Source organism: Longitalea arenae (assembly GCF_016924755.1).
Taxonomy (GTDB): Bacteria; Bacteroidota; Bacteroidia; order Chitinophagales; family Chitinophagaceae; genus Niastella; species Niastella arenae.
The window spans coordinates 567,683-581,094 of the sequence record NZ_JAFFJX010000001.1; the positions used below are offsets into that span (position 1 = coordinate 567,683).

Consider the following 13,412-nt stretch of genomic DNA (forward strand, 5'->3'; position numbering starts at 1 on the left):
CATTGTAGAGGTTTTGACGTACCCCTGATTTTGGACCTCGCAGGGCTTTATTCGCATTTTTGCAGACATATAACCAAACTGCTGCCATATGCGTCAAAAACGATTGTCTTTGGTTATCCTGTCATGCCTGTTTATTCCCCATTTTCTATCTGCCCACACAGACAGTTTAACACCACTTGTTGCCAAAGGAGCCGGCAAGTGCAATTGCAATTTTTTACGACCCCAGCAATTCATCAGTAACACCCGTAGTATAAGCGACGTGTTCGCCCCCGCGTGTTTACGCAAGGGACAAAAGGTATATAGTATTATTTATGATATGAACGCTTTCTCTAACCTTAAAAATTGAAAACATGCAAAGCCTACTCAAAGCAGGTCTAGTGACCTTAACAGTTGGATTGCTGGTAACCGCTTGTAAAAAAACAGGCATTGATACCAACGATCAACAACAGGAAACAACCAATGCTACGGTAAATACCGAAGCGATCAACAGCACCTTTTCAGTGAACTGGAACAACCACGCCGATGGCGTGTACACAAGCTCCGCCGCTGCTGCCGATTTTGGCAATATCAGTGGGTGGAACGATACACGTACCTGGATCTCGGGAGGCACCTGCCGGATAAAATTGTTGAAAAATGCATTGTCCGGTGCAGGTGGTGTTATAGGTAATATCGACGTTTCAGATGGCAGCGCCTATGAACTGGATTATGATGTAAGATTTCACAGCCAGTTCGATTTTAGCCGCGGCGGTAAAATTGGTTTTGGCTTCCTCGTGGGTGATGGCAATACAGGCGGCGATCCCGGTTGGGATGGCAATGGCGGCAGCTTACGGCTAATGTGGTACCAGACAGATGCCGGCCGTGTGTTCTTTCAACCCTATATTTATTATAGAGACCAGCCTGGTCAGTATGGCGATACATTCGGAAAATCATATCCTTCAAGCGGCAGCCTGAATAAAGGACAAACATATCATGTACATCTGTATATCAAAAGTAATACAGGAAGTAATACAGATGGCCATGTGCAAATCGTGATCGACGGTACGGTTGTACTTGACCGCGCCATTCGTTGGACTACCAACGACTCCAAACGCCTGATCAGGCAAGTGAGCTTCCATACATTCCGAGGTGGCAGCCAAACCTATTGGCAATCGAGCACCGATGGCTACATTTATTATGATAACCTGTCTGTGCATAAAATAAGTTGATCCGTACGCTAACCATTGCTAAACTAGAAGGACCCAAAAAAGAAAGGGCCGGTTGCCGCCGGCCCATCTTTATTATTTGTAATTGCTTTAAGGAGTTACCTTGGTGAAAATTTCTATTACCCCGCTGGCACCCGCTTCCCCAAATTTTTTAACGGCATCATCACCCTTCCACACATGTATTGACCTGATCTGTTCGGGTTTTAACTGGCCCGCTTCATCGGTACTTACTGCTTTCCCGTTAATATAATACAATACGTTCGCAGGGATCTCTCTTTTACCGTCTTTCACCCTTCCTCCGATCACCACTTTATCTGTTGGAAGTGTTAAAGCGTCGCTTTTGGGATCGGTTGTCCTATAAATTATACCGGCTGCTGGTTTTTTAAGCTGTTGCTCTTTTGCCTTGGCAGGTGCAGGTGTAGTATCGGTCTTTGGTAAACGGGTAACGGGTTCTTTGTTCGATTTTGCAGGTGTAAGCGTAGTGGTTTTGGGCGTAAAAAGCGTAATAGGTGCTTCCGGAACGATCGGTGCAATGATACTGGTGGCTTTGCTTTCAATAGTTGAAATTGACATGGTTACAAGTACCAGCAAAGTAACCGGCAGCACCAGTAATTTTCGTACATGGCTGAATCGTGCCTTGTTTGTTGTTGTTAACATAAATAATCGACGTTTAATAGATGAATAATAGAATGCGTGTGTTGGGATGAGAAAATGTTTGCCGTAATGCGCCTGTAACAGGAGCTTTACAAATTCTTCCGCATTGTTGTTGCCTACAGCCTCTTTATCGGCAATAAACTCATGGATGGCCTTGAGCTCTTTTTGAATGAGCCAGTTAAATGGGTTCCACCAGAGAACGGCATTGATGATCTGACAAAAAAGAAGATCCAGGGTATGCTTCTGCTCTATGTGGGTGATCTCATGTTTAAAGATCTTCCGCCCATATTCTTCGTCGAGCGGTATTGATTCTTTCCAAAAAAGATTGTTTAGAAAAGAAAAAGGCGCATGTTCAAGATCAGTATAAATAACATCGACCTTGTTCATTGTAACGATCGCAGAACGCCGCTTCAACTGATATACTTTGAATATGTTGAAGGCAAACAACACCAGCAGCACCAGGCTGATGCCAGCGGCTGCATAAAAAATCATATCCTGCCAGGATATCGCTGAAGAGCCTGTACGCACAATTTGCGCTGAAATAAAGTCGAGTGTTTCCACAGCAACCGGCAGGTCCTTTTGCTCAATAGAAAACCAGTTGAAATGCAAACAGGGAATTACTACACTGCAGGCGATGCTGAGCAGCAGGTAGAACCGGTTATAATAATTGAAGTTCTTATTGCGCAGCGCCATCCAGTAATAACCCAGGAAGATGCCTGAAATAAAAACAGACTTCAATACATACAGCATGATCGTTTGGCTATTCATGGCCTTTCTTTTTAAGTTGCTTTAATAAGAATTCCAGGTCTTCGATCGACATCTCTTTCTTATCTACGAGAAAGGAAACAACGTTTTTATAGGAGCCCTGGAAGTAATTTTCGGCGATGGCTTTGATCCCACTGGCAGAATATTCTTCTTTTGATACCAGGGGGTAATAAAAATTATTGCGATTGGGATTCCTGACGCCTACAAACTTTTTCTCTACCAGGATCTTTAATAACGTACCTACGGTATTATAATGGGGTTTGGTATCGGCCAGGTGTTCCAAGATATCTTTCATGAAACCACCTTCACCCAGGCTCCACAGTGTTTGCATGATCTGCTCTTCGGCAGCCGTTAATTTTTTCATAGTTGAAGTTTTGCCTAAAGTCTTAGGCAATATTATGCCTAAACTTTTAGGCAGACAAAATTATTTTTCCAAAAACATGCAGTAAACTGAGAAGCAAATGATTAAGGAGCGGCAAATTGCGTGTCAGCTGAACATTTTTGTACCAATTCGCTCAATTTGTACACCCTTTTTCCGCCATGTGCTATGCACATAAAAGTTTACATTGCGGTTGCCAATAAAGCACCTTGCATATGAAAATCAGACAATATCTTCTTTCTCCTTTATTGTTTGTTTGCCTGCTGGCAAATACCTGTCTGCAGGCGCAGAACTGGAAGTTCCCTTATCAAAATTTTAATCTGTCTTTCGAAGAGCGGGTCAATGACCTGGTGAGCCGCATGACGCTGGAAGAGAAAGTATCGCAAATGCTCAATGCTTCACCCGCTATTCCGCGCCTCGATATTCCCGCTTATGACTGGTGGAATGAAACATTACATGGCGTTGCAAGAACGCCTTACAATGTAACGGTATATCCGCAGGCCATTGCTATGGCGGCCACCTTCGATACAGCGGCACTGTTTAAAATGGCCGATTTTTCTGCGCTGGAAGGACGGGTGATCTTCAATAAAGCAGTAGCAGCCGGAAAGACAAATGCGCGTTATCTGGGACTTACTTACTGGACACCGAACATCAATATATTTCGCGATCCGCGCTGGGGCCGGGGACAGGAAACCTATGGCGAAGACCCTTACCTTACCGCCCAGTTAGGCGATGCTTTTGTACGGGGCCTGCAAGGCAACGACCCCAAATACCTGAAAGCCGCAGCCTGCGCAAAACATTATGCGGTACACAGCGGCCCCGAACCCGAACGCCATGTGTTCAATGCCGATGTGAGTGCCTACGATCTGTGGGATACCTACCTGCCGGCTTTTAAAAAACTGGTAACAGATTCAAAGGTAGCAGGCGTCATGTGCGCCTATAACGCCTTCCGCAAACAACCCTGTTGCGCCAGCGACCTGCTGATGACAGATATCCTGCGCAATCAATGGAACTTTACAGGATATGTAACTTCCGATTGCTGGGCCATCGATGATTTCTTCAAAAATCATAAAACACATCCGGATGCAGCTTCCGCTTCTGCTGATGCGGTGTTCCATGGAACAGACCTTGACTGCGGCACAGACGCTTACAAAGCACTTGTGCAGGCGGTAAAAGAGCAAAAGATCACAGAACAGCAGATCGATGTTTCGGTAAAAAGGCTTTTCCTCATCCGGTTTCGGTTGGGCATGTTCGATCCGCCATCGATGGTAAAGTATGCACAAACCCCCACAAGCGCCCTCGAAGCAGCCGCTCACGCCAAACACGCATTGGATATGGCACATGAATCGATCGTATTACTGAAGAATCAAAACAATACATTACCATTGAAAAAGAGACTGCAAAAAATAGTTGTATTGGGGCCTAACGCCAATAACGTCATTTCTCCACTGGGTAATTATAATGGAACGCCGTCGAAACTGGTCACCATATTGCAGGGAATAAAAGACAAGGCCGGCGCTGCCACGCAGGTCGTATACGAAAAGGCAATCAATTTTACCAACAAAAATATACTTGACTACCGAGATATCAGCAAGTCCTGTTCTATAGAAGGAAAACAAGGGTTCAAAGCAAGCTACTACAACAACACGGAATTGAATGGAGAACCGGTTGCCACGCGGTTTGAACAAGGTATCGATCATAACTGGCAGGAAGGAGAAGCGGTGCTGGAAAATCTGAAAGCATACAGCTTTTCTGCCCGTTATGTTACCGATTATAAGGCAAGCACCGATGGCACGATCACTTTTGAGCTCGAAGCCGACGATGGACTGCGATTTATCATCAACGGAAAAACGGTTGTAAACTCCTGGACTAGAAAGCCACGGGACATTGCATCCTATACACTCACTACACAAAAAGATTCTGTTTATCACCTGGTGGTGGAATACTGGCAGGGCGAAGGCAAGGCCACCATGAAAATGAGTACAGGTCAACCTACCGTAACTGATTTCGATGCATTGATCAAAAAGATCGGTGATGCAGATGTTTTCATCGTTGCTGGTGGTATTTCACCTCAATTGGAAGGAGAAGAAATGAAAGTAAGTGATCCTGGCTTCCGCGGTGGTGATAGAACCACTATTCAACTGCCGGCTATACAAACAGAACTGATGAAAGCATTACACGCAACCGGCAAACCTGTTGTATTTGTAATGATGACGGGCAGCGCCATTGCCACACCCTGGGAATCGGCGAACCTCCCGGCAATTGTAAATGCCTGGTATGGCGGTCAGTCTGCCGGCACTGCCCTTGCAGATGTGTTGTTCGGGGATTATAATCCATCGGGCCGCTTACCGGTTACTTTTTACCGAAGCGATAATGATCTGCCGGCATTTGAAGAATACTCTATGAAGAACAGGACCTACCGGTACTTTACCGGCAAACCATTATATGGTTTTGGGTATGGACTTAGTTATACCACATTCCGCTATGATCAATTAACGGTACCGGCAGCTGTTGAAAGTGGAAAAGCGGTCAAAGTCACCGTGCGGGTTACCAATACAGGTAAGAAAGCAGGTGATGAAGTGGTTCAATTGTACCTGGTAAATCAGAATCCTTCCCTGCTTACCCCCTTGAAATCATTAAAAGGCTTTCATCGAATCACTGTAAAACCAGGGGAAATGAAGCTGGTTCATTTCACTTTATCGCCTGAGGATCTTACCTATGTAGATGCTACCGGAAAGCGTTTGCCCTTACACGGAAAAATACAATTAGCGGTTGGCGGTAGCCAGCCCGATGAACCCAATGCAACCAGCGGGAATATTGTTAAAAAAGCAGTTATGATAAAGTAGTAAGGTGGGTTAACCAGTTGAACAGTTGCTGCCGCTTTATGCGGTAGAAGTATTGCGTATTAACGAAGAATTACTTTCTTTGTAATTACTCAATTTGACGGCTATGGACCCAAAACGGATGCTGAAAGAACATGTAGCGAAGATCGCTGCATTAACCGATGCCGAATTCGACAATTTCTTTGCCCGCTTCGAGTTACAATCCTTTAAGAAAGGCCAGACCATTATTTCAGCCGGTGACAGAGTAAACCATGAATACTTTGTATTGAGTGGTTGCCTCAAAACCTTTTATATTAATGATGATATAAAAATGTACATTCTTCAGTTTGCCATGCCAACCTGGTGGGCGTCTGATTATAATGCATTATATAGTGGCGCCAAAGCGGCTGTTAGTGTTGATTGTGTAACAGATGCAGAAGTGCTTCGCCTGTCAAATGCCAACAGGGAAGAGATATGCAGCCAGGTGCACCAGGTAGAACATTTTTTTCGGTGGCGAACGAACAAAGGGTATGTGGCTTCGCAGAAAAGACTGCTGAGCATGATGAATAACGACGTGAAACATCGCTATGAAGAGCTGATGGCCCAGTATCCCGAGCTGTATAATATTGTTCCGAAACAGTTGATTGCCGCTTATTTGGGCGTTTCCCGCGAAACCCTCAGCCGCCTCTACAACTCCTGAAATGTGATGTCCATCACAAATTGTGGATAGTGATGTAGATCACGCAATCACCCTCCCGATCCATCGCATCTTTGTGTCGTAAACAAAAACACACAAAGAAATGAAACATCAAAAATTCGAGATCGCCGTTGCTCAGAGCAATATCGATTGGACCGGCCGGAAAGTTACCGGCGCACATTTCGGAACCATTGCCGTAAAAGAAGGCACCCTTTCAGTAAATGATGGTAAATTAAGCGGTGGTCAGTTTGTGGTTGATACCACTTCCATTAAGATCCTGGATATTGATGATCCTGCCACCAATGCCCAGTTCGCCGGCCACCTGGCTTCAGATGATTTTTTTTCCATCGAGCAATATCCCGAAGCGCGTTTTGAAATTACTTCCGTCAACGACAACCATGTTGAAGGTGATCTCACCATCAAAGGCATTACCCATCCGGTGGGCTTTGATGCGAGTGTGCATATTGTCGGCAATACTTTATACGCTTTCGGGAAAATAATTATTGACCGCACCAAATACGGCATCAGGTTCCGCTCTGGTAATTTCTTCACCAATCTGGGCGATACCCTTATCTATAATGATTTCGACCTGAAAGTAAACATCACCGCTATTGCTGCTTAGCAGCCATCTTAAAAAACATTTTATGCCATTCGTAAAAATTGAAGTGACGCGTGAAGGCGTCACCCGCGAACAAAAGCGGCAACTCATCCAAGGAATAACCGATGTGATCACCAGTGTATTGAACAAAGACCCACAGCTTACCCATATATCCATAGCAGAAGTGGAAACAGACAATTGGGGCTATGCGGGGGAACAGGTATCGGTATTGCGTGAACAGGGTATAACCGCTGATAAAAAATAAAACCATGAAAAAACAAACTATAATAATTACCGGCGCCTCTTCCGGTATCGGGAAAGAAGTAGCCAGGTACTTTCTGAAAAGAGGTGATAATGTTGTGATCAATTCTACCACCCGTGGTAAACTGGAACAGGCTTACCAGGAACTGGGTGCAGGGCCTAACCTGGCCATGGTGGCCGGTGATGTAAGCAACAAAAGTACGGGTGAGCAACTGATGGCAACAGCTGTAGAAAAGTTTGGCTCCGCCGATGTGCTAGTAAACAATGCCGGCATCTTTGAAACCAGGCCTTTTCTGGAAGTAGATGAAGCTTATCTCGATCGCTTTTTAAGCACCAACCTGAAAGGAACCTTTTTTACCACACAGGCGGTACTGCCGCAGATGCTGAAACAACAGGATGGAGTAGTGGTCAATATCGGCACGCCACTCGTGCACCGGTCTTTAGGCGGTGTGCCCATTACAGCGCCCATGTCGAGCAAAGGCGCTATTCATTCACTCACCCTGCAGCTGGCAGCCGAATTCGGCAAACAGAATATTCGCGTAAATACTGTTGCACCAGGAACTATACGCACGCCTATGCATGGCGGCAATGCCGATACAATGGCGGGTTTGCACCTGGTAAACCGGGTAGGCGAAGCAGAAGATGTAGCTGAAATGGTGTACACGATCGCGAAGAGCAATTTCATCAATGGCGCCATCATCAACGTAGATGGAGGCCTGGCCGCCGGTCATCATTTGAATTGAGATGATAATAATGTTATTAATAGCTTTGTTGTCTTGTCATGTGCAGGACAACAAAGCACAAAAAACAAGCAATATGCGCACGCAGCAGATACAGGAAACGGATTCAGCAGCAATCGCCCATGCACTATCAGCATATTACTTTCAAGGGATCTATGAAGGCGATCTGGATAAACTGCACAAAGTGTATCATCCGGGCACCTTGCTTTTTGGCGATGTGAAAGGACAACCATATGCCAAAACCCTGGCCTCTTACCTGGATGGTGTTCAGCAACGGCAAAGCCCAAAAGATTCCGGAAAGCCATTTAAGACAGAGATTCTGGCTATAAAAGTGGTTAATTCCATAGCCATTGCAGAAGTGACTGTACAAATGTATGCGTTCCTTTATCACGAATTTTTGTCCTTTCACAAGATCGATGGGCAATGGCGCATCGTCAATAAAATGATCAGTGACGTAAACAAATAAACGAAACACCATGTGGTACAACACAAAAGCAACAGAACTCCTGGGCATTGAATATCCGATATTACAAGGTCCTTTCGGCGGTGGGCTTTCTTCGGTAGAATTGGTAGCCACAGTATCAAATGCGGGCGGGCTGGGTGGTTATGGCGCGTATACCTTAAGTCCGCAGGAAATTTATGACCTGAACAAACAAATTACAGCAGCTACCGACAAACCCTATAATTTGAACCTGTGGGTGTCTGATACAGATACTTTAAATGGCACAGTCACTGATGATCATTATGCACAGGTCAGCCGCTTGTTCAAACCTTATTTCGATGAGGTTGGTATTCCGCTGCCCGAGAAGCCGGCGCCATTTGCGTCACGCTTTCAAAACCAGTTACAGGTTATCTTGGATATACGTCCACGCGTCTTCAGTTTTATGTTCGGTACGCTGCCGCCCACTGTGTTGGAGCAATTTCATAAGCTCGGTATAAAAACAATTGGCGCAGCCACTACCCTTGATGAAGCGATTGCCTTGGAAGAGACCGGTGTAGATATGATCATTGCATCTGGATTTGAAGCGGGTGGCCATAGGCCATCCTTTTTGGCTTCGGCCGAAACATCCACTACCGGAACTTTTGTGTTGGTGCAGTTAATAAAAGAAAAGGTAAAAACGCCGATTATTGCCGCAGGTGGTATCGCCAACGGCCGCGGAATAGCGGCTGCATTAACGTTAGGCGCAGATGCCGTGCAGGTGGGAACCGCTTTTCTGGCTACTGATGAATCAAACGCCTTGCCCATACACCGGCAGATGCTGTTCTCGCCCCAGGCGAGGTATACGACCCTGTCAAGGGCTTTTACCGGCCGCTTAGGCCGTGGTATTACCAGCAGGATCGCCAAAGATGTAGCCGGAAAAGAGCACCAGTTCTTACCATTTCCGCTACAGACCACCTTTATGTCATCACTAAGAAAAGCAGCACTCGATCAGCAAAAATGGGACATGGTCTTATTTTGGGGCGGACAAATTGCACCTTTGCTGAAACATAGAAAAGCAAAGCAACTGTTGCAGTCATTGATAGAAGAGACAGGCGCCTACTTTATGGCAAATAGTTCATCGTGAAATAGCGGTGGCTGAAAAAAAACATGAAAATATATTTGACCCTTACCTTACGTCATACCCTACATTTGTTTTCATCAATCAGTAAGCAGTGGAACAGTACTCCGTAAAAAAGCTGGCAGCGCTGGCAGGGGTGAGTGTCCGGACACTCCACCTCTATGACCAGATCGGTTTGCTAAAGCCTTCTGTGCGCACAGAAAAAAATTACCGCTTATATGGGCAGGCCGAGTTATTGAGATTGCAACAGATCCTTTTTTATAAAGAGCTGGATCTGCCGCTCAAAGAAATTGCCGACATCCTGGATGATCCTGCATTTGATCCGGTAAAGGCCCTGGAAAACCATAAAGCTGCTTTACAACAAAAGCATCAGCGGATAACCACCTTATTGGTTACGATTGACAAAACGATTGATCAACTAAAAAACGAAACCATGTTACAACCCGAGGAATTATATGAAGGCTTTCCACCAGAAACAGTCGAAAGCTGGCAACGGCTGGCTGTAGAGAAATGGGGCGATGCTGTAGAACGCTCCAGGAAGCATTTGTTGCAGAAAACGAAACAGGAATTTAAAGCGCTGCAGCACGCAGCAAGCCTTAACTGGCAAAAGCTGTTCTCGATGCGTCATGAAGATCCCGCCAATGAGCAGACTCAAAAGGAAATAGCGGTACATTACGAACTGATAAGGGAATTCTGGGGTACGGCTGGTATAACCGATAAGCAGGCGGCTGCCTATGCCGGTTTAGGCGACCTCTATATAGCAGATGAAAGATATACGATGATAGAGGGAAAACCCCAGCCGGAATTTGCGCAGTTTATGCAGCAGGCAATGAAGTTTTTTGCAGAAAGATTATAGAAGTAACTCAGACACCATTCATGAAAACAAGCCCCGCTCACCCGCGGGGTTTATTTTTTATTGTGCACTTGAATAACTTCGGATAAGCCTAAGCTGTAACATATTAATTTCCATTAATTTGAATTTGCGGTCAATTCGACATGTGAATAACAAAATGCGTCCGCCAATTTGTACTAAAAAAATTGGCAAATTTATGAACCTCCTTATATGACGATATCAAATTAGAATGTATTTTAGCGACCCGTTTCCACGAATTACAGGCAGACAGAAAGACTTTTTCAATAAAAAACAAAATCAACCAATCTTATGGCCAAAGAAACCATTGCAAAGGAAAATCCGGTTACAGACGCATTAAAGAAATTGAAGGAAGAGGAAGCGGAACTGATGGGTAAATTAAAACCTGTTCAGGAAGCGATCAGCGCCCTTGAAAAGATCCTTGACAAATCAAGCAAGAAAGCTGCCAAGCCTTCGAAAGAAGCAGCCGGTGAGAATTTATTTGCTGAAGAAGGCGCCACTGAAGCAGCCGAAACTCCTGAAGCACTTAACTAAAGACATTAAAGCGGAACAGTTGAAATGTAACAGACGCTTTAAGATTGCAGGGTATTTTACCCTGCAATTTTTTTTAATTGAATATACGGCTACTCCTGTAAGTAACACCTGCTACATATAAAAAAGCGCCAACCCCATTCACAAGCTAAACCAGGATCCGGCGGGTTCGCCAGCTTAATCTGCCCTGGTAATTACTGCTAATTATTTCCTCACTCCTGACATAAGGCTGTCATAAGCCGGTTTTAAATTTGTAACCCGCAGGACAGCTGCTTTTCCGTATACAAATCTTATGCATTAAATAAAGATGAGATGCAAGAAATAGAAGTATTCTATCCTAAAAGCGTCGCAGACTGGCGAAAATGGTTGCAGAAAAATCACCTTTCGAAACAGGCTGTATGGCTTGTTTTTTACACCAAAAGCTCAAAAAGGAAATCAATTACCTGGAGCGATGCAGTTGATGTTGCCCTTTGCTTCGGTTGGATAGACAGTAAGAAGATCAAAATAGATGAAGAAACATCACACCAGTTTTTCAGCAGGCGAAAACCAGGAAGCACCTGGTCAAAGATCAATAAAGAAAAAGTGCAGCGCTTGATCGACAAGGGGCTTATGTCGGAAGCAGGGCACCAAAGCATTGAAGTGGCAAAGCAAAATGGTTCATGGACGATCTTAGACATCGTTGAAGAGCTGAAAATACCCAAAGATCTGGAGCAGGCGTTTCAAAAACACAAAGGTTCGAAAGACTATTTTCAAAGTTTAAGTAAGTCTTCAAGAAAAGCGATGTTGCAATGGCTTGTGCTTGCCAAACGTCCCGAGACGCGGCAAAAGCGGATAGACGAAATTGCCACCCTGGCAAGCCAGAAAAAGAAGCCCAAACAATTCTGAGATTTCTACTACATAAGTTGTATCGCTGCAATTACCAGATCCGGTGCTGTAATATTAAACTTTTCCAGTTACAAGAATAAACAGTTGGCTCAGTTACAAGTTTTGTGGATTGAAAAGAAGAGCTCGAAGCTGTTGCATGAAAAGGTAATTTTTTGCCAGGTGCGATCACACCCAAAAACAAAAACCCCGCATAAATCTCTTTACACGGGGTTTCAAACTTTCGTTACTTCAAATGAACATGTGAGAGTGGTCTCGCCCAGAATCGAACTGGGATATCAAGTTCCGGAGACTTGCGTACTATCCATTGTACTACGAGACCAATATTTTTTTAAGAACTCCGCCTTCCCATTGCCCATTGCCCATTGCCCATTGCCCATTGCCCATTGCCCATTGCCCATTGCCCATTGCCCATTGCCCATTGCCCATTGCCCGACGGGCGGCAAATTTACATTAAAATTGCCAAATCTCCTCAGCCCTGATAATTAATGCGATATTAAGGAAAAAAACTCCCCAGATTGCCTTTTGACCACAGTTCCCACTGGAAATTCAGGCGCCTGCAGGTTGACGGCATCGGAACTGCTAAGTTCCCGAAACACAAGCACTGTTCCCGGTAGCGCGGGCCGATGTTATTCCACAAGACTGGTGTCCATGCCGCAAACACCTATTTTTTGAACTTACTGGGTTTATGTTGCTCCTTTTCCGTAACCACATGATGTAAGGTCTCATATTGCAGCCCCGACGGCGTAGCCTGCACCTGCATCACACAGCCATAACTGATCTTAAAAGCGCCAAATGAATCAACCAGCGGCGTTTGCGTAATATGCGCCAAAATACTCCTGATCACGCCTCCATGCGTCACGATCGCCACAGGCTTGGGCCCCTCAACGATCCGCTTGAAACATTGCGTAACGCGGCTATGCATCTGGATATAACTTTCTCCCCCCGGTATACACACATTTACAAAGTCTTTCATCCAGGGATCGATCACCTCAGCCGGAATGGCATCCCAATGTATGCCCTCCCATTCCCCACAGGCCAATTCCATCAGGTCTGGTTCCAAATTAATAGCATGATTGGGAAATAAATAGCTGGCCAGTTTATGGCAGCGGATGAGCGGACTGCTATACACCTGCTCAATGTTGTCAGGCAGCGCATGCTGGATCTGCGCAGCTTCTTCCTTAAAACTTTCAGTTACATCGATGTCCAATTGCCCATAACAAAGGCCTTTTTCAATGAGTGGGGTGGTATGACGTATAAGGTAAATTGACATGGAAGCAAGTTAATAAGTTTGAAAGTTAACAGGTTGACTAGTTAACCACCAATAAAATACCAGGAAATTTTCCTTTGCAATACCCTTGCCAACTCAATGTGTTACCCAGTAAACAGGGTAAGGCAAACGCCTTACTCCATGCCGCCGGCGGGGCCACCTGCTCTATGCGCTCGTTCTG

The 13,412-nt window shown here is 45.1% G+C and carries 14 protein-coding genes and 1 tRNA gene; 11 read left to right on the forward strand and 4 right to left on the reverse strand.

What is annotated here, in order from left to right:
• The first annotated feature begins 350 nt into the window (after window positions 1–350).
• Window positions 351–1,205 (forward strand): polysaccharide lyase, encoded by an 855-nt coding sequence (locus JT717_RS02535; protein WP_205508609.1) that lies wholly within the window; start codon window positions 351–353, stop codon window positions 1,203–1,205.
• An 87-nt stretch (window positions 1,206–1,292) separates the two neighbouring features.
• Here the strand turns inward: JT717_RS02535 and JT717_RS02540 are convergent, their stop codons facing one another.
• Entirely contained in the window at window positions 1,293–2,624 is a 1,332-nt protein-coding gene (locus JT717_RS02540) for a M56 family metallopeptidase (protein ID WP_205508610.1), read from the reverse strand.
• Window positions 2,617–2,985 carry a BlaI/MecI/CopY family transcriptional regulator gene (locus JT717_RS02545; RefSeq protein ID WP_205508611.1) on the reverse strand — a complete coding sequence of 123 codons (369 nt, stop codon included), beginning with the start codon at window positions 2,983–2,985 and terminating at the stop codon, window positions 2,617–2,619. The genes JT717_RS02540 and JT717_RS02545 overlap by 8 nt, the downstream gene beginning before the upstream one ends.
• Before the next feature lie 230 nt (window positions 2,986–3,215).
• Between JT717_RS02545 and JT717_RS02550 the strand changes: the two genes are divergently transcribed.
• The 10 genes from JT717_RS02550 (at window position 3,216) to JT717_RS02595 (ending at window position 11,964) form a co-directional block, all read left to right on the forward strand.
• Window positions 3,216–5,846, forward strand: coding sequence for a glycoside hydrolase family 3 C-terminal domain-containing protein (locus JT717_RS02550; protein WP_205508612.1), 2,631 nt, complete (start codon window positions 3,216–3,218; stop codon window positions 5,844–5,846).
• A gap of 103 nt (window positions 5,847–5,949) precedes the next feature.
• The gene (locus JT717_RS02555) at window positions 5,950–6,522 is read left to right on the forward strand and encodes a Crp/Fnr family transcriptional regulator (protein WP_205508613.1); all 573 of its coding nucleotides are present in this window, start codon (window positions 5,950–5,952) and stop codon (window positions 6,520–6,522) included.
• A 100-nt stretch (window positions 6,523–6,622) separates the two neighbouring features.
• Window positions 6,623–7,141, forward strand: a complete 519-nt coding sequence (locus JT717_RS02560) for a YceI family protein (RefSeq protein WP_205508614.1) — start codon at window positions 6,623–6,625, stop codon at window positions 7,139–7,141.
• A gap of 22 nt (window positions 7,142–7,163) precedes the next feature.
• Window positions 7,164–7,382: a tautomerase family protein gene (locus JT717_RS02565; RefSeq protein WP_205508615.1), complete on the forward strand. Its 219-nt coding sequence runs from the start codon at window positions 7,164–7,166 to the stop codon at window positions 7,380–7,382.
• A gap of 4 nt (window positions 7,383–7,386) precedes the next feature.
• On the forward strand, window positions 7,387–8,121 hold the full coding sequence (locus JT717_RS02570) for an SDR family NAD(P)-dependent oxidoreductase (RefSeq protein ID WP_205508616.1): 735 nt from the start codon (window positions 7,387–7,389) through the stop codon (window positions 8,119–8,121).
• Between the two features lie 73 nt (window positions 8,122–8,194).
• On the forward strand, window positions 8,195–8,584 hold the full coding sequence (locus JT717_RS02575; RefSeq protein WP_240347782.1) for a nuclear transport factor 2 family protein: 390 nt from the start codon (window positions 8,195–8,197) through the stop codon (window positions 8,582–8,584).
• A gap of 10 nt (window positions 8,585–8,594) precedes the next feature.
• Complete coding sequence (locus JT717_RS02580) at window positions 8,595–9,683, forward strand: NAD(P)H-dependent flavin oxidoreductase (RefSeq protein ID WP_205508618.1); 1,089 nt, start codon at window positions 8,595–8,597, stop codon at window positions 9,681–9,683.
• 88 nt (window positions 9,684–9,771) lie between these two features.
• On the forward strand, window positions 9,772–10,533 hold the full coding sequence (locus JT717_RS28750) for a MerR family transcriptional regulator (protein WP_205508619.1): 762 nt from the start codon (window positions 9,772–9,774) through the stop codon (window positions 10,531–10,533).
• A gap of 306 nt (window positions 10,534–10,839) precedes the next feature.
• Complete coding sequence (locus JT717_RS02590; protein WP_205508620.1) at window positions 10,840–11,082, forward strand: hypothetical protein; 243 nt, start codon at window positions 10,840–10,842, stop codon at window positions 11,080–11,082.
• A 309-nt stretch (window positions 11,083–11,391) separates the two neighbouring features.
• Entirely contained in the window at window positions 11,392–11,964 is a 573-nt protein-coding gene (locus JT717_RS02595; RefSeq protein WP_205508621.1) for a YdeI/OmpD-associated family protein, read from the forward strand.
• 247 nt (window positions 11,965–12,211) lie between these two features.
• Here JT717_RS02595 and JT717_RS02600 read toward each other — a convergent pair.
• Window positions 12,212–12,283 (reverse strand) — tRNA-Arg (locus JT717_RS02600).
• Window positions 12,284–12,625: 342 nt separating this feature from the next.
• Entirely contained in the window at window positions 12,626–13,234 is a 609-nt protein-coding gene (gene cobC / locus JT717_RS02605) for an alpha-ribazole phosphatase (protein WP_205508622.1), read from the reverse strand.
• Window positions 13,235–13,412: the final 178 nt, after the last annotated feature.

What these genes read in the sequence shown, in the direction of transcription:
- JT717_RS02535 (WP_205508609.1), top strand. Translation starts at nt 351, where the DNA reads ATGCAAAGCCTACTCAAAGCAGGTCTAGTGACCTTAACAGTTGGATTG.
- JT717_RS02570 (WP_205508616.1), top strand. Translation starts at nt 7,387, where the DNA reads ATGAAAAAACAAACTATAATAATTACCGGCGCCTCTTCCGGTATCGGG.
- JT717_RS02580 (WP_205508618.1), top strand. Translation starts at nt 8,595, where the DNA reads ATGTGGTACAACACAAAAGCAACAGAACTCCTGGGCATTGAATATCCG.
- JT717_RS02590 (WP_205508620.1), top strand. Translation starts at nt 10,840, where the DNA reads ATGGCCAAAGAAACCATTGCAAAGGAAAATCCGGTTACAGACGCATTA.
- JT717_RS02595 (WP_205508621.1), top strand. Translation starts at nt 11,392, where the DNA reads ATGCAAGAAATAGAAGTATTCTATCCTAAAAGCGTCGCAGACTGGCGA.
- JT717_RS02555 (WP_205508613.1), top strand. Translation starts at nt 5,950, where the DNA reads ATGGACCCAAAACGGATGCTGAAAGAACATGTAGCGAAGATCGCTGCA.
- JT717_RS02565 (WP_205508615.1), top strand. Translation starts at nt 7,164, where the DNA reads ATGCCATTCGTAAAAATTGAAGTGACGCGTGAAGGCGTCACCCGCGAA.
- JT717_RS02560 (WP_205508614.1), top strand. Translation starts at nt 6,623, where the DNA reads ATGAAACATCAAAAATTCGAGATCGCCGTTGCTCAGAGCAATATCGAT.
- JT717_RS02545 (WP_205508611.1), bottom strand. Translation starts at nt 2,985, where the DNA reads ATGAAAAAATTAACGGCTGCCGAAGAGCAGATCATGCAAACACTGTGG.
- cobC (WP_205508622.1), bottom strand. Translation starts at nt 13,234, where the DNA reads ATGTCAATTTACCTTATACGTCATACCACCCCACTCATTGAAAAAGGC.
- JT717_RS02550 (WP_205508612.1), top strand. Translation starts at nt 3,216, where the DNA reads ATGAAAATCAGACAATATCTTCTTTCTCCTTTATTGTTTGTTTGCCTG.
- JT717_RS02575 (WP_240347782.1), top strand. Translation starts at nt 8,195, where the DNA reads ATGCGCACGCAGCAGATACAGGAAACGGATTCAGCAGCAATCGCCCAT.
- JT717_RS02540 (WP_205508610.1), bottom strand. Translation starts at nt 2,624, where the DNA reads ATGAATAGCCAAACGATCATGCTGTATGTATTGAAGTCTGTTTTTATT.